Raw genomic sequence first — 19207 nt, forward strand, 5'->3', positions numbered from 1 at the left:
TTTCTCGTTTTCCCCCGACTGGGCATGTTGGCAAACGTGAGGACGCAGAGATCCGCCCTGTGGCGCATGGCCGGCTTCGGCGGCGCAGCGCTGCTGTTCAGCATTTTGATCATTGCGGTACGGGTCCGCTGGGTGCCCCTGGAGTCCGTCGACCGGGGCATCGCCGAGGAGCTCAACGAGGCCGTCGCGCCGAGTGACTTCCTGGTGACGCTGATGGGTGGCATCAGCCGGCTCGGCAGCTTCGGCGTCATGGCCTGGCTGGTCGTGATCGGCACCACCCTGGTGCTGGTCCGCAAGCAGTACAAGCTCGCCGGGTTCCTGGTCGCGACGACCGTCGGCGGGCTCATCCTCGACCCGACGCTCAAGCTGGCGGTGGGCCGGCTGCGGCCGGTCGTCGAGCAGCCCGTCGCGCACGGCGGCGGCAACAGCTTCCCCAGCGGCCACTCGCTCAACTCACTGATCTGCTACACGGCGCTGCTGCTGGTGTTCCTGCCGGCGCTGCGCCCCCGCTGGCGCCGGGCGGCCGTGATCGGCGTCGGCGCGATCGTCCTGCTGGTCGGCTTCAGCCGCCTGGCGCTCGGCGTGCACTTCCTGTCCGACGTGATCGGCGGCTGGTCGCTGGGCATCGCCTGGATCGGCCTGTGCGCCACCGCGTTCGAGCTGCTGCGGGCCCACGAGGGCCGGCGCGTCACCGAGCCGCTCGAGGAGGGTCTGGAGCCGGAGGCCGCCGACGACCTGCGCCCCACCGAGCCGCACGAGCACCGGTCCGGCACCGCCCGCGCTCTCGCGCTCGGCGCCGTCGCCTGGGTCTTCACGTTCGGCGCGCTGGTCGTGGTCGGTCTGCCCCTGGCGCGGTACGAGGACGGCAACGGCAACATCCTGTGGGACACCACGATCCCGCACTGGTTCGCCGCCAATCGCAGCGACGTGCTCGGGCACGTGAGCATCGTCGGCAGCGAGGTCGGCAACACCCACGCGATCCTCGCGATCGGCCTGGCCATCGGTGCGGTGTCCCTCGCCGCGATCCGCCGCTGGCGCCCGGTGATCTTCCTGCTCACGGTCATGTTCGGCGAGCTGAGCCTGTTCCTGGCCAGCGCCGCGATCGTCGACCGGGCCCGGCCCGACGTGGAGAACATGGACGGGCCGATGCCGACGTCGAGCTTCCCCTCCGGCCACGTCGCCGCCACGATCCTCATCTGGGCGACCGCGGCCGTGCTGGTCATGCCGAGGACCCGGGCCTGGTGGCGGTGGGCGTTCCTCGCCCTGGCGGTGGCGATGCCGGCGTGGGTCGCCGTGTCGCGCATGTACCGCGGCATGCACCATCCGACCGACATCGTCGGCAGCGCGCTGCTGTCCGCGCTGTGGCTCGGTGCCGCGTACTGGCTGGTCAAGCCCAACTGTGACCTGGCGGAGCAGCCGTGCGAGGAGGACGCGCCGGAGCCCGTCAGCGACCTCGAGGACGCGAAGGCCGCACGATGAGCCAGGACTGGTTCCTCACGGACGAGGAGCGGGGCAACCCGCACACCAGGATCACCGCGTGGACCGACGGCAACGCCGTCCGGCCGCTGATCGACGGCAAGGAGTACTTCGCCGAGCTGTACGCCGCGATCGAACGGATGGAACGCGGGGACCTGCTGCTGTTCACCGACTGGCGCGGCGACGCCAGCCAGAAGGTGAGCCGCAACGGCCCGTCGATCGGCGAGGTGCTGTGCGACGCGGCCCGCCGCGGGGTGCGCGTCAAGGGCCTGATCTGGCGGTCGCACTGGAACGCGCTGCAGTTCAGCGCGGCGGAGAACCGGCGCTTCGCCCGCAAGATCGAGGCCGCGGGCGGCGAGTGCCTGCGCGACATGCGCGTGCGCGTCGGCGGCTCGCACCACCAGAAGCTGGTCGTCCTGCGCCACCCCGGCCGGCCCGAGCTGGACCGGGCGTACGTCGGCGGCATCGACCTCTGTCACGGCCGGCGGGACACCACCGCCCACGAGGGCGACCCGCAGGCGATCGAGATCACGCCGAAGTACGGCAAGCGGCCACCCTGGCACGACGTGCAGCTGGAGCTGCGCGGCCCGGTGGTCGGCCAGGTCGAGACCACGTTCCGGGAGCGCTGGGAGGACCCGTCGGCGCTGTCGCGCAACCCGCTGCACTGGTTCCAGGGCAAGGTCGAGGACGAGAACCTCGACCCCGACCGGCTGCCGCCGCAGCTGCCCGACCCCGCGCCGGCCGGCGAGCTCAGCGTGCAGCTGCTGCGCACGTACCCGTACCGGCGCGGCGGGTACCCGTTCGCCCCGGACGGCGAGTTCAGCGTCGCGCGCGGGTACCGCAAGGCGGTCCGGAAGGCCCGGCGGCTGATCTACCTGGAGGACCAGTACCTGTGGTCGCCGAAGGTCGCCGGCTGCTTCGCCGACGCGCTGCGGGAGAACCCTGGCCTGCACCTCGTCGCCGTGGTGCCGCGCCATCCGGACCGGCCGGACAAGATCGGCAGCATGCCGCAGCTGTACGGCCGGGAACGCGCCCTGTCGATCCTGCGCGAGGCGGGCGGCGACCGGCTGCACGTGTTCAGCCCGGAGAACGCCGCGGGCGTCCCGATCTACGTGCACGCCAAGGTCTGCGTCGTGGACGACACCTGGGTCACGACCGGCTCCGACAACGTGTCCCTGCGCTCGTGGACCCACGACTCGGAGCTCACCTGCGCCGTCCTGGACCCCTCCGGCAACTACGCCCGCGGCCTGCGCGAACGGCTCTGCAAGGAGCACCTGGAGCTCGACGAGCTGCCCGACGGGCCGATCGAGGAGATCTTCGACGCCTCCGCCAAGGCGCTGCAGGCGTGGCACGACAGCGGCCGTATCGGCCCCCGCCCGCCCGGCCGTCTGCTGCCGTACCGCCCGCCGCGGGTACCCCCGCGTACCGCCACCTGGGCGCGTGTGGTCTACAACACGCTCCACGACCCGGACGGCAGGCCACGGCAGCTGCGCCGGGAGGGTGCCTTCTGAGCGTTTTGCGCCGTTCACCAACCTGTCGTATCGGCGTGCTCATATGGCGCGATGACAGCGTGGCAGCTCGCCTGCATCGACATGGCGGGGACGACGGTGCGGGACGACGGCCTGGTCGAGCAGGCCTTCACGGTCGCTTTCGCGGGTGAGGGCGTGGCGCCCGGCACCCCGCAGCACGACCGGATGCTCGCCGTCGTGCGCAAGACGATGGGCCAGAGCCGCATCGAGGTCTTCCGCCTGCTGCTGGACGGCGACGAACGGCGCGCCCAGGCCGCCAACGAGACCTTCGAGGAGGCGTACGGCCTGCTCGTCGACGAAGGCGCGGTCCTGCCCATCCCCGGTGCCCTCGAGGCCATCAAGACGCTGCGCACGGCGGGGATCAAGGTCGCCCTGACCACGGGCTTCGCCCGCGCCACCCAGGAAGCCATCATGGACGCCCTGGGCTGGTGGGGCCAGGTCGACCTGGTGCTGTCCCCCGCCGACGCCGGCCGGGGCCGCCCGTTCCCCGACTTCATGCTGGTCGCCGCGCTGAAGCTGGGCGTCGAGGACGTCCGCCGCGTGCTCGTCGTCGGCGACACCCCCCTGGACCTGATCGCCGGCCAGCGCGCCGGCGCCGGCCTCCTCGTCGGCGTGCTGACCGGCGCCGGGGACCGCCAGGCGCTGCAGGCCGCGGGGGCGCACGAGGTGATCGGGTCGATCGGGTCGCTGCCCCGGCTCCTGGGCCTGGAGTGACCTGACCCCACGGGCCGACACCGCAGCACACCAGCTCGGCTTCCGCGGCACTGCCCGGCTCCGCCGGAAGGCCGTTTCCCGCCCGTGAGGTCCGCGCGGACAACGCCCGTCGTGGGAACCCACGGCGGGCACGCGGTCGCCGCCCTGACCCGGCCACCGCGCACCGCGGCACGCGGGGCCGGCCGCCTCCTCAGGCGCCGGCACCGCGGCCGGATGTCGGTCAGGGCGCTACGCCAGGTTGGACGACCTCGGGTACGCGTCCTCGGGGTCGGTGAGCACGTTGACCAGGTACGGCACGCCCGAGGCGAACGCCCGCTCGAACGCCCCCGCCAGGTCGGCCGGCTTCTCCACGGTCTCGCCGGCGCCGCCGAGGGCCTTGACCACGTCGTCGTAGCGCAGGCCCGGCTGCAGGTCGGCGGCGACGTCATAGCCGTAGATGTTGCGCATCGGGTGCTTCTCCAGGCCCCAGATGCCGTTGTTGCCGACCACGATCACGACCGGCAGCTGCTGGCGGACCAGGGACTCGACGTCCATCAGCGAGAAGCCCGCGGCGCCGTCGCCCATGAGCACGCAGATCTGGCGGTCCGGGTACGTCACCCGGGCCCCCATGGCGTAGCCCATGCCGGTGCCGAGGCAGCCATACGGACCGGGGTCGAGCCAGGTGCCCGGCTGCGACGGCTCGAGATACTTGCCGGCGTAGGACACGAAGTCGCCGCCGTCGCCGATCGTGACGGCGTCGTCGGCGAGGACCTTGCGCAGCTCACCGTAGACGCGGCTCGGCTTGATCGGGTCGGTGTCGGCCTCCAGGGCCTGCTGTTCCCGGGCCCGGCCGGCGTCCTCCGCGGCCCGCAGCGCCTCGATCCACTCCTCGTGGTCGGCGACGAGCCCGCCGTACGACGCGAACGCCGCCAGGATCGTGCGCAGGTCACCCGACGGCGCGGCGGCCGGCGTGACGTGCCCGGCCCGCTGCGACGGCGCGTCGGTGACGTGCACGACCTGGGCCCCGCCGAAGTCGCCGAACCCGAGCCGGAAGTCCAGCGGGGTGCCGACGACGGCGATCACGTCCGCGCCGCCGAACGCCGCCTTGCGGGCCCGGGAGAACGCGAGCGGGTGCGACGGCGGCAGCGTGCCGCGGCCCATGCCGTTGGCGAACACGGGCACGCGCAGCGCCTCGGCCGCCTCCCGCAGCGCCGCGGTGGCGTGACCGGCCCACACGTCGGAACCCGCGATGATCACGGGCCGCTGCGCGGCGGCGAGCAGCTGGACCGCCCGCGCGACCTCCTCGGGGTCGGCCTCCTCGTGCGGCACCACCGGAGCGTCGGCCGCCTCGACGCCGTCCGCCTGGGAGAACACCACCTCCAGCGGCAGGTCGACGAAGACCGGACCCCGGTGGGGGGTGAGCGCGGCCAGCGCCGCCGCCTGCATCCTGGCGTACACCTCGTCGGTGCTGAAGATCGTCTCCGCGTGCTTGGTCACCGCCCGGACGATCGGCAGGTGATCCATCTCCTGCAGGCTGCCCGAGCCCCAGCGGAACTGCGGCGCCCGCCCGCCGATCACCACGACCGGCGCGCCGTTGAACGAGGCACTGGTCAGCCCCGACACGCCGTTGGTGACGCCCGGGCCGGCGGTGAGCACGGCGAGGCCGGGGCGGCGCTGCAGCTTGGCGACGGCCTCCGCGGCGAAGACGGCCGACTGCTCGTGCCGCACGTCGACGATCCGCACGCCGGTCTTGTGGGCGGCGTCGTACAGGGGGAAGACGTGGGCGCCGGAGAGCGTGAACAGCTCCTCGACCCCGAACCCCCGCAACGCCGCGAGGGCCAGGTCCCCGCCGTGCCCGTCGATCTGCGTCATGCACCCTCCTCGATCAGCTCTGACCGACGCGAATGTTACTCACTTTCACCGGCTCGCGGGGCCGGCACCACGCACCGTGCCGGCGCGGTGTCAGGGCCCGTTGGAGTCGAACCACGCGTCCGCCGGCGGCGGCCAGTGGTCGGCGGTCAGGTAGAAGGAGACATACCCGGCGACGACCGGGGTCGCGATCAGCAGCACCAGCACCAGCAAGGTGAGCATCGCACGGGCGAACGGCCCCCGCCGCCGGACCGGCTCGGCCGGTCTCCGCTCGGCGGGCCGCCGGTCCTGGTACGCCGGCCCCTGCTGGACCCGCTGCTGCCGGACGCGCTGCTGCTCGACGGACGGCTGCTGGCGGATCGGGGTGCCGTACTCGTCATAGCGGGTCGCGGGCTCGGCCGGCGCGCCCGGGCCCACCGGCACCCCGCCACCCGACACGAACACCCGCCCCCCGGCCCGGTTCGGCGGCGCCGACACCGGCGGCCCGGACATCGGCTGGTTGTGCGCGGGCGGCCCCGACATGGGCTGGTTGTAGCCGGCCGGCGGCCCCGACATCGGCTGGTTGTGTGCCGGCGGCGCCGACATCGGCTGGTGGTAGCCGGCCGGCGGCGCGGAGGAAGGCTGGTGGTAATTGGCGGGCGGCGCCGACGAAGGCTGGTGGTAGCCGGCCGGCGGGGTGGAGGCGGGCTGGCGGTGACCCTGCTGACCCGGCCCCGGCTGGCCGTAGCCCGTCGAGGCCGGCGGGGCCGACGTCGGCTGGTGGCCGGGCGGCCCGTAGTTGACCGGTGGCCCGGAGGTCGGCACGCCGTAGCTGCCCGGCGGGGCCGACGCCTGGCTGCCGGCGTAGTTGCCGGGCGGCGCGGACGCCGGATAGGTCGAGAACCCGCCCGCCGGCGGCGCCGAGACCGGCGGCCCGGACATGGGCACCCCGGACATCGGCGCGGCCGGCTCCGTGGCGAACGTGCCCGCCTCGGGCCACAGCGGCGCATCCGCCGCCCCGCCCGCACCCGACTGCCCCGCGGCGCCCCCACCGGCCGGCTGCCCCGCCCCGGCAGAACCCGCCCCGGAAGAACCCGCCCCAGGCTGCGCCGCACCGACCTGTCCCCCGGCCGCCGCCGCGCCGAACTGCCCCGCACCACCCGGCGCCGCACCGAACTGCCCAGCACCGCCAGGCGCCGCGCCGAACTGCCCGGCCCCACCCGCCGCCGCGCCGAACTGCCCGGCCCCACCCGGTCCGCCGCCCGGTGCCCCGGCGCCCGACGGCCCGGCACCTGCCGGACCCGCGCCCGAGGTCGGCGCCGACGGCTGCCAGTCGAAGCCCGGCACCCGCGGCATCACGCCGGTCGCCGGGCCCGGGGCCGGCTCGGCCGTCGCCTGGATCTCCGTCGAGCCGGTCAGCATGCTGCCCTCGGCGACCACCAGCTCGGGCTGCTCGATGACCACGGGCGCCGTGCCCAGGGCGCGGTGCAGCAGCGTGCCGACCAGCGGCATCCGGCTGGAGCCACCGACCAGGAAGACGCCGGCGACGCTGCCCTCACTCAGCTGCGCCCAGCGCATGACGCCCTGCGTGACGCGGACCGTCTGCTCCAGCAGCGGCTGCGCGAGGCGCTCCAGCTCGTCGCGGGTGAGGTGCACGTCGATGTTGAGCAGCGGCACGGTCAGGTCGGACGCGGGCTGGCGGGACAGGCGCTCCTTCGCCACCCTGGCGTCGTCGAACAGCAGCCGCCGCGCCCGGCGGTCCTCGATCGTCTGCGGGCTCATCAGCCGCTGCCACTCCTGCGGCGCCTGCGGCTCGCAGATCGCGCCGATGTGCGCGACGATCGCGTTGTCGAGGTCGATGCCGCCGATGTCGTCGCGGCCGTCGACCGCGAGGACCTCGAAGCCGTCGCGGGTGCGGGCCACGACGCTGGCGTCGAACGTGCCGGCGCCGAAGTCGTGCACGACGACGACCGAGCCGACCGGCACGTCCTTGCCGAGGACCTGGGTGAAGTAGGCGGCGGCCGCGACCGGCTCCGGCACCAGCCGCACCCGGCCCAGACCGGCGGCGGCCGCGGCGTCGGCGACGGCGAGCCGGCGGGTCGCGCCCCACGACGCCGGGAACGTCACCGTCACCTCGGAGGCGACGTCGCCGACGGTGCGCGTCCACTCGTCGCGGACCCGCCGCAGGACCGTGGCCACCAGGTCGTTGACCGGGATCTCGCGGTCGCCGAGCAGCACGGTGCGGTCGTCGATGCGGCGCTTCGGGTTGGGCTCGAAGCGGGCCGGCTCCAGCCGGGCACTGTGCACGGCGTCGCGGCCGACGATGACGGTGCCGCCGGGCTCGGCATAGACGGCGGAGGGCAGCAGCGGCGAGCCGTCGAAGAGCAGCGCCCGGGACCGCCCGTCCGGCCACCGCACCACGGCGACGGTGTTGGAGGTGCCGAAGTCGACACCGAGCCGGATCCCTGGCGTTGGCATGCCCCGAAGTCTAGGCGCCGGGTACGACTCTTCTCACGCCTCGGCGGCTCCGGTCGCGTTGCCGACTGACGGGCTCGGCGGGGCCGGAACGCGCGGCGGGCTGACCCAGGCCCGCGCGCCGGGCAGCAGGAGCAGCAGCGCCGAGCCGAGATAGACCAGGGCGAGCAGGAACCAGGCCGGCTGGTGCGACTCGGAGGCGGTGAACGCCGCGCCCGCCGCGACGAGCAGGCACAGCGCCATCGGGTACCAGAGGTGCCCGTTGCCACCCCGGCGCAGCCGCCGGGCGCCGTGCGTGAACAGCACCGCGAGCGTGAGGGTGGCCAGCGTGCCGTACAGCGCGATGTTCCAGTCCCGCTCCGGCATCCGCAGGTCCGACCGGGGCAGCTTCGCGGCGATCAGCACGACGCCGGCGATGGCGGTCGAGATGTACATCAGTACGCCGTACAGCGTCAGGAAGCCCGCGGGCCAGCGGACCGTCCCGGGCGCGATCCGCCGCGGCGGGGGCGGCACGAACGGCACGTACTGCGGCACGTAGACCACGGCCGGTGGCGGCGGCTGGTAGTACACGGGCCGGGGCGGCGGCGGATACGGCAGCGGCGGCGGCATCCGGCGTGCCGGCGGCGCGGGGCTGAACGGCACGGGGCTGACGGGCACCGCACCCGGCGACACCGGCGCCCGGCCGCCGGAGACCGGCGCGACCCCGGCCGGCCCGGCGGCGGGCGACACCGGCGGCCCGGCCGGTGACCCGGGCGGCGCGCCAGGCACCACCGCAGGCCCGGGAGCCACGACCGGCGGGGCGGCCGCAGACAACGCCGGCGCGGCAGCCAGAAGCGGCACGGCCGGCACCGCCCCGGAAGGCCTGGGGACCGGCTCGGCGACCGCCGGCACCACGGCCCGCCCGGCGGCGCCGCCCGAGGACCGCGGCCGGGCCGCCGGGACCGCGGGTCTGTCGACCCGCGCGCCGACCAGGACGCTGCCCTCGGCGACCACCATCTCCGGCTGCTCGATCGTCACCGGCGGCGTGCCGAACGCCCGGTGCAGCTCGGTGGCGACCAGCGGGATCTGGCTCGCCCCGCCGACCAGGAAGATCCCCGCGACCCGCTCGGGCGTGACCCGCGACAGCCGGACCGTCTCGGTCAGCACCCGCACGGAGCGCTCCACGAGCGGCCGGGCCGCCGTGTCGAACTCCTCCCGGGTGAGCTGCACGTCGACGTCGAGCAGGGGCACCAGGACCGTGACGGAGGAGGTGCGCGAGAGCCGCTCCTTGGCCTCGCGGACCTCGTCGCGCAGGGCCCGCGCGGCCCTGGCCTCCTCGACGGTCGAGGGGGCCAGCAGCCGCTGCCAGCGCTCCGCCGGCAGGGTCCGGCCGATCATGGCGAGGACCACCTCGTCGAAGTCGAGGCCGCCCAGGTCGTCGCGGCCGTCGACGGCGAGCACCTCGAAGCCCTCCGGGGTCCGCGCGACGACGCTGCCGTCGAAGGTGCCGGCGCCCAGGTCGTACACCACCACGGCGGAGCCGACGGGCACCAGGTGGCGCAGGACGCGCACGAAGTAGGTCGCGGCCGCCACGGGCTCGGGCACCAGGGTCGCGTCGGGCAGCTCGGCGTCGCGCACCGCCGCCGCGAGCGCCTTGCGGCGGGTGGAGGCCCAGTTGGCCGGGTGCGTCACGGTGATGCTCGCCGGCGGCCCGCCCGCGGTGCGGACGAACTCGGCGCGGACCCGCTGGAAGACGGCGACGAGCAGGTCGTGGACGGGCACCTCGCGGTCGCCGAGGAAGACGTGACCGTCGTCGATGCGGCGCTTCGGGTTGGGTTCGAAGCTGGCCGGCGCGCGGCGGGCGCTGTGCACGGCGTCGCGGCCGACGACCACCGCGCCGTCGTCCCAGAACGTCGCGGAGGGCAGCAGCGGCGTGCCGTCGAAGAGCAGCGGGCGGGCCCGGCCGTCGGGCCAGCGGGCGACGGCCACGGTGTGCGACGTGCCGAAGTCCACACCCAGGGCGACCATGCCCGAAATCCTAAGGGTTACGCGGACTGCTCGACGGCCCGCTGCAGGGCGCGGTAGATCTGCCCGAACTTCGGCGAGTCGGTGGTCGAGTAGATGATCGAGTCGCCGGCGCGGGTGCGCACCCAGATCTCGTGGACGCCGCGGCCGTGGTCGTGCGCTCGGTCGAGCAGGTCGAGCAGACCCTCGACGCTGAACGCGATGATCCCGCCGACCACGATGATGCCGAGGATGCCGCCCGCGACGTACATCGTGGAGTCGGGGCCGGTGAAGTCGATCCGCCGGGCGGCGACGCCGCCGGCGACGATCAGGCCGATGATCAGCGCGACCGCGCCGCCGCGGGTGGCCAGCATGTACGCGCCCTGCACGAGCCGGCCGGAGCGGCGGTGCCAGATGTAGGTGAGCGTGTCCAGCGGATACCACGCGTCGTCGACGCGCACACCCTCGGAGCTGATGTGCACCTGGTGGTCGCGGTAGTAGGTGGTCGCCATGGCACCTCCGACGGTACGCCGGAATACGCTGCGGGCAACGACAACGACGTTGAGGAGACACTGTGGGCGACAGCAGGCTGGTCCGGCTGGAGATCGAAGACGGTATCGGCACGATCCGGCTGGACCGTCCGCCGGTCAACGCGCTGAACAAGCGGATCCAGGAGGAGCTGCGCGAGGTGGCGGCCGCCGCGACGGCCGACCCCGAGGTGCGGGCGGTCATCCTGTACGGGGGAGACAAGGTCTTCGCCGCCGGCGCCGACATCAAGGAGATGGCCGTCATGGGCTACCCCGAGATGTCCTCCTGGGGCCCGGCGCTCACCGGTGCGCTCGACGCCGTGGCCCGCATCCCGAAGCCGGTCGTCGCCGCCGTCACCGGGTACGCGCTGGGCGGCGGCTGCGAGCTCGCGCTGGCCGCCGACTGGCGCGTGATCGCCGAGGACGCGACCCTCGGCCAGCCGGAGATCACTCTCGGCGTCATCCCGGGGGCGGGCGGCACGCAGCGGCTGGCGCGGCTCGTCGGACCGGCCCGCGCCAAGGAACTGATCATGTCCGGACGGTTCGTGCGGGCCGAGGAGGCGCTGGCGATCGGCCTGGCCGACAAGGTGGTCCCGGCGGCGGAGGTGTACGCGGCCGCCAAGGCCATGGTCGAGCTCTACGTGCACGGGCCGCGGCACGCGCTGCGCGCCGCGAAGCTCGCCGTCGACGGCGGCCTGGACATGGATCTCGCCTCGGGCCTGGTCTGGGAGAGCCAGCTGTTCGCGGCGCTGTTCGGCACCGAGGACAAGGCCGAGGGCATGCAGGCGTTCATCGAGAAGCGCAAACCGAACTTCGGCTGACGCCCCGGCCGGCGGGTCGGCGCACGGGCGCCGACCCGGCGGTGCCTAGGAGGCCGCCTGCGCGTGGTAGCGACCGTCCACGATCGACAGTCGCAGCGGCAGCCCGAACGTCTTGGACAGGTTCTCCGCGGTCACGGTGTCCCTGAGCAGGCCCTGCGCCACGACACCGCCGTCGCGCATCAGCAGCGCGTGGGTGAACTCCGGCGGAATCTCCTCGACGTGGTGCGTGACGAGCACGATCGCCGGCGAGTCGGGGTCGGCGGCGAGCTCCGACAGCCGCCGGACCAGGTCCTCGCGGGCGCCGAGGTCGAGCCCGGCGGTCGGCTCGTCGAGCAGCAGCAGCTCCGGGTCGACCATCAGGGACCGGGCGATCTGCACCCGCTTGCGCTCGCCCTCCGACAGCGTGCCGTAGAGCCGGTCGGCGAGCGCGCCGACGCCGAACTGGTCCAGCAGTGACTGCGCCCTGGCCTCGTCCATGCGGTCGTACCGCTCGGTGAAGCGGCCCACGACCGCCCAGGAGGCGGTGACGACGACGTCACGGACCGTCTCGTCCGGCGGCAGCTGCAGCCCCGCGGACGAGAACCCGAGCCGGGTCTTGAGCTCGTTGATGTTCGTGCGGCCGAGCTTCTCCCCCAGCACGGTCACCGTGCCGCGGGTCGGGTACAGCCGCGCCCCGGCGAGGTTGAGCAGGGTGGTCTTGCCGGCACCGTTGGGGCCGAGCACGACCCAGCGCTCGTCGAGCTCGACCTGCCAGCTCACCGACCGGATGAGGTCGGAACGGTTGCGGGTCACCGTCGCTTTGTCGACCGCGATGACAAGGTCATCAGACACGGCCCAATCCAACCACGTCCCCGCCCCGGCCACGGCCTGGCCCCCCATGCACCGGACAAACGCCGTATCGTGCGCCTGGATGAGTGCCGTACTGGAAATCGCCGGTCTGGTGAAGACGTACCAGACGCTGTTCGGCAAGCCGCGGGTCGCTCTGGACCACCTCGACATGGAGGTCTACCAGGGGCAGATCCACGGGTTCCTGGGGCCGAACGGGTCGGGGAAGAGCACGACGCTGAAGACGCTGCTGGGGCTGCTGCGGGCCGACGCCGGCCACATGCGCATCCTCGGCCAGCCCGTGCCGAGGATGTTGCCGCAGGTGGTGTCGCGGGTCGGCGCCATCGTCGAGGCGCCGGCGTTCTTCGGCAACTTCACCGCGCACAAGACGCTGCTGCTGCTGGCCAAGGCCGGCGGGGTGCCGAAGCACCGGGTGGACGTGGTCCTCGACCAGGTCGGCCTGGCCAACCGCGCCGAGGACTTCGTCAAGACCTACTCACTCGGCATGAAGCAGCGCCTCGCGGTGGCGTCGGCCCTGCTGAAGGACCCGGAGCTGCTGATCCTCGACGAGCCGAGCAACGGGCTGGACCCGGCCGGCATCCGCGAGATGCGCGACCTGCTGCGCGAGCAGGCCGACCGCGGCGCGACCGTGGTCATCTCCAGCCACATCCTCGCCGAGATCCAGCAGACCTGCGACTCGGTCACGATCATCTCCCGTGGCCGCCGGGTCGCCGCCGGGCCGGTGTCGGAGGTGCTCGCCGCCAACGACCGCGGCACGTACCGGGTCCGCGTCGACGACCTGCCCCGGGCCGCGCGGATCCTGGCCGACGCCGGCGCGCAGATCACGGTCTCCGGCGACCAGATCATCGTGCACGACCTCGCCGACCCCGCCTGGGTGTCGCGCGCCCTCGGCCTGCACGACCTGTGGGTGCGCGAGCTGGCCCCGGTCGCGCAGCTGGAGGACGCGTTCCTCAGCCTGACCGGCGGCGGGCCCCGCCGCGGGCAGTTCCGCCCGGTCGACAACTCCGAGTGGCCCGAGGAGCGCGGGCCGGCGCCCGAGCCGCCGTTCGAGGTCACCGGCCAGATCATCGAGAACGGACGGCACGCATGACGCAGCTGCTGCGGGCCGAGTGGACCCGCCTGTTCAGCCGCCGGGTCACGCTGGTGACCCTGGTGCTCATCGCCACGCTGCTGGCGTTCCTGACCTTCGGCTTCACGCTGACCCGCAGCGACCCGACCGCGGACGAGCTGCGCACCGCCGGCGAGCGCGCCCAGGCCGCGGCCGTGCTCTACGACCGCAACGTCGAGCTGTGCGAGGCCGTGCAGAGCGGCACCCAGCCGGCGCCGGCCGGGGTGGACTTCCCCCGCGGCTGTGACTACGGGCCGCGGCCCACCACCGAGTCGATGCTCGACTTCGGCTTCTCGTTCGCCCGCCAGTGGCCGCAGCTGTACACCACCGCGGCGATCGTGCTGACGGTCGCCGGGTTCGTGCTCGGCGCGTCGTTCGTGGGCGTGGAGTGGAGCTCCGGCGGCATGCTCAACCTGCTGCTGTGGGCGCCGCGCCGGGGCGCGGTCCTGGCCGGCAAGCTGATCGCGGCCTGCTCCGGGATCGCGCTGGTGTCGGTGGTGTACCTGGCGGCCTGGTCCGGGGCGTTCGTGGCGGTCGACGCCGTCAACGACACGGTCAGCGTGATGGGGCTGTCCGACTGGATGTCGCTGCTGCTCACCGGGGTCAGGGTGACGCTGCTGGCGATGGCCGGCACCGCGCTGGGCTTCGCGATCGCCTCGATGGGGCGGCACACGTCCACCGCGCTGGGCGTCGGGATCGCCTATCTGCTCGTGTACGAGCTGGGCGCCCTCATCCTGTTCGAGCTGATCGGCGGCGTCGACTACTCGGCGAGGTACCGGCTGTCCAGCTGGGTGTCGGCGTGGCTGAACAAGTCGCACACCTTCGAGAGCACTCCGGCGTACTGCGACGACAAGGGCTGCGTCGCGGCCAGCGTCCTGTCCTCGGGCGACTGGCAGCAGGCGGGGGTCGTCATCGCGCTGGTCGTGGCGGTCCTGCTGGCCGGCGCGTTCACCGCGATGCGCCGGCGCGACACGAACTGACGCCTGGCGGCCGGACCGGCCGCCAGGCACTCAGGCGGTGTCGCCCTCCGTCAGGCGGTGTCGCCGAAGACCTCCTCGCGCACGGCGTCGAGACCGGTGAGGATGGCGCCGTTGAGCACGGGCTCACCGGCCACCTCGGTCGCCACGACCCGCGGGGACACCACGGCGATCGCGGCGACCTCGTGCTGCACCCGCTGCGCGAGGTCCGCACCGCCGGCCTGGCCGATCTCGCCGGCGAGCACCACCAGCTCGGGGTCGAGCACCAGCCCCACCGACGCCACCCCGAGGGAGATGCGGCGGGCCAGTTCGTCGAGGAACGGGCTGCCGGCCGTGCCGGCGGCGATGGCCGCCCTGATCGCCTCGCCCGTCCCGGCGGCCTTGAAGCCGTGCGACTTGGCGACCGCCTTGACCGCCGCCGCGTCGGTGAGCATCCGGAAGCCGCTCTTGGCCCGGCGCGACGCGTCCCGGCTGACCTGCGTGCCGGCGACCGGCAGGTAGCCGATCTCGCCGGCCGCGCCGACGCTGCCGCGGTGCAGCCGCCCGCCGAGGACGACGGCGGTGCCGACGCCCCGGTCGAGCCACACCAGCACGAAGTCCTTCGCCCCGATCGCGGCGCCGCTGTGCTGCTCGGCGATGGCGGCGAGGTTCACGTCGTTCTCGAACACGACGGGCCGGCCGAGGTCCTCGCGCAGCGCGGTGAGCAGCCCGCGGTGCCAGCGCGGCAGGTCCCAGGCGAACGTGATCTCGCCGCTCTTGGGGTCGACCAGGCCAGGGGTGCCGAGCACGATCCGGCGGATCCGCTCGATCGGCGCGCCGGCCTCGGCGGCCGCCTCGACGACCGCGGCGTGCACGACCTTGACCGGGTCGTCGCCGTCGCCGATCGACACGTCCGTCCGCCCGACGATTTTGCCCGTGATGTCCGCCACGCCGGCCACGACGTGCTGCGGTCCGGCATCGACGCCGACGACGTACGCGGTCGACGGGACCACGGCGTACATCTGTGCGTTGGGCCCCCGGCCGCCGGCCTGCTCGCCGACCCGCGCCACCAGGCCGCGCTCCTCCAGACGCTCCACCAGCTGGGATGCGGTGACCTTGGACAGCCCGGTCAGCTCGCCCAGCTGCGCGCGGGTCAGCGGACCCTTGCTGAGCAGCAGCTCGAGGGCGGCGCGGTCGTTGAGCGCGCGCAGCAACCTAGGGGTGCCGGGAAGACGAGCAGAACTCATGGTGATGAACACCCCTAGTATTTAAGAAACTTTCCTATTAGATTGCCTCGGGCAACCTATACCGGAAAGCGTACGGTCACACCACCCGCACGGCCTACGCACAACTGGTCAAGATGCTCTTACGATCGTGGATAGCGCATCCGACGAGTGTCCAACACTGGTCACGCGCTGAGGGGGGAACACCGTGTCGAACGATCCAGGACTCCGCCGGCTGGCGCTGGGCACACTGCTCGGCGCGTTCCCGGGCGCGCAGGCCCCGGCGTGGGCCGTCGACCTGGTCGCCGAGGGAATGGCAGGACACCTGCTGTTCGGGTACAACATCGTGGACCGCGACCAGGTCGCCGCGCTCACCGCCGGGCTGCACGCCGCCCGCGACGGCGTGCTCGTCGCCATCGACGAGGAGGGCGGCGACGTCACCCGCCTGGCGCACCGCCTCGGCAGCCCGTACCCGGGCAACGCCGCTCTCGGCGCGCTGGGTGACCCGGCGATCACCCGCCGCGTGTACCGCACCATCGGCGCCGAGCTCGACCAGCTGGGGCTCAACCTCAACCTGGCGCCGACCGTCGACGTCAACACCGCCGACGACAACCCGATCATCGGCACCCGCAGCTTCGGCGCCGACCCGCAGCAGGTCGCCGCGCACACCGCCGCCGCCGTCCTCGGCCTGCAGAGCGCCCGGGTGGCCGCCTGCGCCAAGCACTTCCCCGGCCACGGCGCGACCCTCGCCGATTCGCACCTGGAGCTGCCGACCGTCGACATCGGCACCGACGAGCTGCGCGGCCGTGAGCTGCCGCCGTTCGCCGCCGCCGTCGAGGCGGGCGCCAAATCGATCATGAGCGCGCACATCCGGGTGCCCGCCCTCACCGGCGACGCCCCGGCCACCTTCAGCCGGGCCGTCCTCGTCGACCTGCTGCGCACCGAGCTCGGCTTCACCGGCGTCGTCGTCACCGACGCCCTGGAGATGCTCGGCGCCGCCCGCTACGCCGGCAGCACCCAGGCCGGCGCCGTGCTCGCCCTCGCCGCCGGTGCCGACCTGCTCTGCATCGGCGCCGACGTCGACGAGAAGCTGACCCTCGCCTGCGTCGACGAGATCGTCGGCGCCGTCCAGGACGGCCGCCTGCCGCTCGCCCGCCTGGAGGAGGCCGTCGCCCGCGTCCAGGCGCTGTCGGAGTGGACGCGCCAGGGTGACCGCACCGACCGGGAGGAGCCCGGGCTCGGGTACCCGGCCGCGCTCAGCGCCGTGCGCATCGAGGGCTCCGTCGACCGCTCCGCCGCCCCGCTGATCGTCCAGCTGGAGTCGGAGTCGTCGATCGCCGCCGGCCGGGTCCCGTGGGGCCTCGGCCCGCACGTCAACGGCACCGAGCAGGTCCGCGTCGTGGCCGAGAAGACCGCCGCCGAGGAGCTGCGCGCCCTGGCCGGCGCCCGCCCGATCGTGGTCGTGGGCCGCAACGTCCACCGCCTGCCGGGCGCCCGCGCCCTCGTCGACACCCTGGCCGCCGCCCACCCCGTCACCGTCGTCGAGATGGGCTGGCCGTCCTCATGGCGCCCGGCCAACGTCCGCGCCTTCATCACCACCTGGGGCGCCAGCCACGCCAACGGCCGCGCCGCCGCCGAGACCCTCGGCCTCGCCGCCTGAAGCCCTCTCCCATGATCCCGGACGGTTCCGGCGGCCCTGGCCACCAGGACCATTCGGGATCATGGGAGGGGTTGTCCACAGGCGGAGGTTGCTGCGTGTGCGCGGCGGGTCTGAGCGAGGGCACGATCCGCGCGCACGTCGACGCCGGGCGCTGGACGAGAACCACGGCGTCCGCCAGACGTTCACCGGGGCGCCACCGCGGGCGGCCCGGCCCTGGGCGGTGCGGCTGCGGGCCGGGCCCGGGTCCGCGCTCAGCCACGAAACGGCCGCCGAGCCGCACGGCCCGCTCCACCAGCCGGCCGACCACGTGCACGTCACCGTCCCGGCGAGCCGGCGGATGCCGCCGGCCCCGGGCGTCGTGCACATCCGCCTCGACGCCGCGATCGGCTGGGTCATCAGGGCCTGCGCCCGGCGGCTGACCACCCCGCGGCGACCGGCGGCCGCGCTCCGGTTGCGCAGGAAGCTGCGCCGGCGGCGGCTGCTGGACAACGAGGCGGCCGCCGACGGCCACCGGACGCTGCCCTACGGCAGGGGAGACGTGGTGACCCCCTGCGCCACCGCGATCAGGGTCGCCCGGGCACTGCGGGCCGGCGGCTGGACCGGCCGCCCGGCCCACCGGCAGCTCACGATCCCGAACGGTTCCGGTGGCCGGGCTACCGGAACCGTTCGGGGCCATGCGAGAACTACGCGGCGGAGGCTCGCACCAGGGTGCGGATCTGGCGCAGCAGCACGGAGAGGGCGGCCAGGTCCCCGGGGGACTCGCCGAACTCGCCGATGGCGTTGCGGGTGCGGGCGATCGACGTGGCGTTGCTCTGCTCCCACTCGTCGACGCGGGCCTCGGCGTCGTCGGAGGGGGCCGTGCCGTTGAGGACCTCGGCGGTGAGGGCCGCCAGCGCCGCATACAGGTCGTAGCGCAGCGCCATGCGGGCCAGGGTCTGCCAGCGGTCCTCGCGGGGCAGGTCCGAGATCTTCGACAGCAGGTTGTCGACGCGGAAGCGCTCCGAGAGCACGTAGTAGACCAGGGCCACCTCGTTGACGTCGCGGCCGGTCTGGGAGGCGACCTCGACGATGTCGAGCAGGCCGAAGCCGTACATGATGCGGGTGGTCTGCTCGGCGAGGTCGTCGGGCAGGCCGAGCTCGCGCAGCTGGTCCGCCTTGGCCCGCAGGGCGTCGCGCTCGCGGCCGCGGAACAGGGTGTCGAGCTGGCCGAGCAGCCGGGAGATGCCGGGGCGCAGCCGGGCGATCTCGCCGGGCACGTCGATCGGCAGGCGCCGGTTGGACACCAGCCAGCGCACCGCCCGGTCGAGCAGCCGCCGGATCTCCAGGTAGACCTCGGTCTGCGACTCGGTCGGGACCTTGTTGTCGAGGTCCTCGACGGCGCTGCGCAGCGCGCCCAGCCCGTAGACCTCGCGGATCACCACGGAGGCGCGCAGCACGTCCGCCGCGCCGGCGCCGGTCTCCTCCGACGCGCGGTGGAAGAACGAGGTGCCGCCCCGGTTGACCGCCTCGTTGACGACGGCCGTGGTGACGATCTCGCGGCGCAGCGGGTGCTCGGTCATCGCCTCGGCGAACCGCTCGCGCAGCGCGGTCGGGAAGTAGTCGACGAGCACCTCGGTGGTCCACTCCTCGTCGGGCAGGCCGGAGTCGAGGATCTCGTGCTCGAGACCGATCTTCACGTACGAGAGCATGACCGCGAACTCGGGTGAGGTCAGGCCGACGCCGATCGCGGCGCGGGCGTCGAGCTCCTCGTCCGTCGGCAGCCCCTCCAGGGCCCGGTCGAGCTGGCCGCGGCGCTCCAGGTCGGCGATGAGCCGCTTGTGCACCGGCAGCAGCGACCGGGACTGGGCACGGGCGTTGCCCAGCGCGGTGGCCTGGTCGTAGTTGTCGCGCAGGACCAGCTCGCCGACCTCGTCGGTCATCTGTGCCAGCAGCGGGTTGCGCTCGGCCTGGTCCAGCTCGCCCGCGGCGACCGCGCGGTCGAGCAGGATCTTGATGTTGACCTCGTGGTCGGAGCAGTCGACGCCGGCGGAGTTGTCGATGAAGTCGGTGGCGATCCGGCCGC

Annotated in this window: 14 protein-coding genes; 7 read left to right on the plus strand and 7 right to left on the minus strand. The window is 73.9% G+C overall.

Annotated features, from left to right (window positions below; translation table 11 throughout):
- The first annotated feature begins 36 nt into the window (after positions 1-36).
- From OP18_RS40920 to OP18_RS40930, 3 genes are read left to right on the plus strand one after another with little or no spacing between them, the layout of a single operon-like run.
- Positions 37-1479 (plus strand): phosphatase PAP2 family protein, encoded by a 1443-nt coding sequence (locus OP18_RS40920; protein WP_162189895.1) that lies wholly within the window; start codon positions 37-39, stop codon positions 1477-1479.
- A complete protein-coding gene (locus tag OP18_RS40925; protein WP_033364585.1) occupies positions 1476-2987 on the plus strand; it encodes a phospholipase D family protein in 1512 nt (503 codons plus the stop codon). The genes OP18_RS40920 and OP18_RS40925 overlap by 4 nt, the downstream gene beginning before the upstream one ends.
- A gap of 51 nt (positions 2988-3038) precedes the next feature.
- On the plus strand, positions 3039-3719 hold the full coding sequence (locus tag OP18_RS40930) for a phosphonatase-like hydrolase (RefSeq protein ID WP_033364586.1): 681 nt from the start codon (positions 3039-3041) through the stop codon (positions 3717-3719).
- Positions 3720-3947: 228 nt separating this feature from the next.
- On the opposite strand, the gene OP18_RS40935 is transcribed toward OP18_RS40930, so the two are convergent.
- From OP18_RS40935 to OP18_RS40950, 4 genes are all read right to left on the minus strand, one after another.
- The gene (locus OP18_RS40935) at positions 3948-5570 is read right to left on the minus strand and encodes an acetolactate synthase (protein ID WP_033364587.1); all 1623 of its coding nucleotides are present in this window, start codon (positions 5568-5570) and stop codon (positions 3948-3950) included.
- 90 nt (positions 5571-5660) lie between these two features.
- The gene (locus tag OP18_RS62120; RefSeq protein WP_052388089.1) at positions 5661-8024 is read right to left on the minus strand and encodes an Hsp70 family protein; all 2364 of its coding nucleotides are present in this window, start codon (positions 8022-8024) and stop codon (positions 5661-5663) included.
- 33 nt (positions 8025-8057) lie between these two features.
- Positions 8058-10028: an Hsp70 family protein gene (locus OP18_RS61315; RefSeq protein WP_052388090.1), complete on the minus strand. Its 1971-nt coding sequence runs from the start codon at positions 10026-10028 to the stop codon at positions 8058-8060.
- A 17-nt stretch (positions 10029-10045) separates the two neighbouring features.
- Positions 10046-10516 carry a DUF6232 family protein gene (locus OP18_RS40950; protein ID WP_033364588.1) on the minus strand — a complete coding sequence of 157 codons (471 nt, stop codon included), beginning with the start codon at positions 10514-10516 and terminating at the stop codon, positions 10046-10048.
- A gap of 62 nt (positions 10517-10578) precedes the next feature.
- On the opposite strand from OP18_RS40950, the gene OP18_RS40955 reads away from it, so the two are divergent.
- Positions 10579-11352 (plus strand): enoyl-CoA hydratase/isomerase family protein, encoded by a 774-nt coding sequence (locus tag OP18_RS40955; protein WP_245635700.1) that lies wholly within the window; start codon positions 10579-10581, stop codon positions 11350-11352.
- A gap of 45 nt (positions 11353-11397) precedes the next feature.
- On the opposite strand, the gene OP18_RS40960 is transcribed toward OP18_RS40955, so the two are convergent.
- Entirely contained in the window at positions 11398-12231 is an 834-nt protein-coding gene (locus tag OP18_RS40960) for an ABC transporter ATP-binding protein (protein WP_033364589.1), read from the minus strand.
- 31 nt (positions 12232-12262) lie between these two features.
- Between OP18_RS40960 and OP18_RS40965 the strand changes: the two genes are divergently transcribed.
- Together OP18_RS40965 and OP18_RS40970 are read left to right on the plus strand one after the other, a co-directional pair.
- Positions 12263-13288, plus strand: coding sequence for an ATP-binding cassette domain-containing protein (locus tag OP18_RS40965; protein ID WP_052388091.1), 1026 nt, complete (start codon positions 12263-12265; stop codon positions 13286-13288).
- Positions 13285-14286 carry an ABC transporter permease subunit gene (locus OP18_RS40970; RefSeq protein WP_033364590.1) on the plus strand — a complete coding sequence of 334 codons (1002 nt, stop codon included), beginning with the start codon at positions 13285-13287 and terminating at the stop codon, positions 14284-14286. The genes OP18_RS40965 and OP18_RS40970 overlap by 4 nt, the downstream gene beginning before the upstream one ends.
- Positions 14287-14336: 50 nt before the next feature.
- Here OP18_RS40970 and OP18_RS40975 read toward each other — a convergent pair whose 3' ends face one another.
- On the minus strand, positions 14337-15509 hold the full coding sequence (locus OP18_RS40975) for an ROK family transcriptional regulator (RefSeq protein ID WP_033364607.1): 1173 nt from the start codon (positions 15507-15509) through the stop codon (positions 14337-14339).
- Positions 15510-15693: 184 nt separating this feature from the next.
- Between OP18_RS40975 and OP18_RS40980 the strand changes: the two genes are divergently transcribed.
- Positions 15694-17145 (plus strand): glycoside hydrolase family 3 protein, encoded by a 1452-nt coding sequence (locus OP18_RS40980; RefSeq protein ID WP_033364591.1) that lies wholly within the window; start codon positions 15694-15696, stop codon positions 17143-17145.
- A gap of 683 nt (positions 17146-17828) precedes the next feature.
- Here OP18_RS40980 and OP18_RS40985 read toward each other — a convergent pair.
- A partial coding sequence (locus OP18_RS40985; RefSeq protein WP_033364592.1) for an NAD-glutamate dehydrogenase domain-containing protein occupies positions 17829-19207 on the minus strand: 1379 nt, incomplete at its 5' end.

This window comes from Dactylosporangium aurantiacum (assembly GCF_000716715.1).
Lineage (GTDB): Bacteria > Actinomycetota > Actinomycetes > Mycobacteriales > Micromonosporaceae > Dactylosporangium > Dactylosporangium aurantiacum.

Excerpts from the sequence above, each read along its gene's own strand:
- OP18_RS40930 (WP_033364586.1), top strand. The coding sequence starts at position 3,039 with ATGACAGCGTGGCAGCTCGCCTGCATCGACATGGCGGGGACGACGGTG.
- OP18_RS40960 (WP_033364589.1), bottom strand. The coding sequence starts at position 12,231 with ATGGGGGGCCAGGCCGTGGCCGGGGCGGGGACGTGGTTGGATTGGGCC.
- OP18_RS40925 (WP_033364585.1), top strand. The coding sequence starts at position 1,476 with ATGAGCCAGGACTGGTTCCTCACGGACGAGGAGCGGGGCAACCCGCAC.
- OP18_RS61315 (WP_052388090.1), bottom strand. The coding sequence starts at position 10,028 with ATGGTCGCCCTGGGTGTGGACTTCGGCACGTCGCACACCGTGGCCGTC.
- OP18_RS62120 (WP_052388089.1), bottom strand. The coding sequence starts at position 8,024 with ATGCCAACGCCAGGGATCCGGCTCGGTGTCGACTTCGGCACCTCCAAC.
- OP18_RS40950 (WP_033364588.1), bottom strand. The coding sequence starts at position 10,516 with ATGGCGACCACCTACTACCGCGACCACCAGGTGCACATCAGCTCCGAG.
- OP18_RS40970 (WP_033364590.1), top strand. The coding sequence starts at position 13,285 with ATGACGCAGCTGCTGCGGGCCGAGTGGACCCGCCTGTTCAGCCGCCGG.
- OP18_RS40935 (WP_033364587.1), bottom strand. The coding sequence starts at position 5,570 with ATGACGCAGATCGACGGGCACGGCGGGGACCTGGCCCTCGCGGCGTTG.
- OP18_RS40975 (WP_033364607.1), bottom strand. The coding sequence starts at position 15,509 with ATGAGTTCTGCTCGTCTTCCCGGCACCCCTAGGTTGCTGCGCGCGCTC.
- OP18_RS40965 (WP_052388091.1), top strand. The coding sequence starts at position 12,263 with ATGAGTGCCGTACTGGAAATCGCCGGTCTGGTGAAGACGTACCAGACG.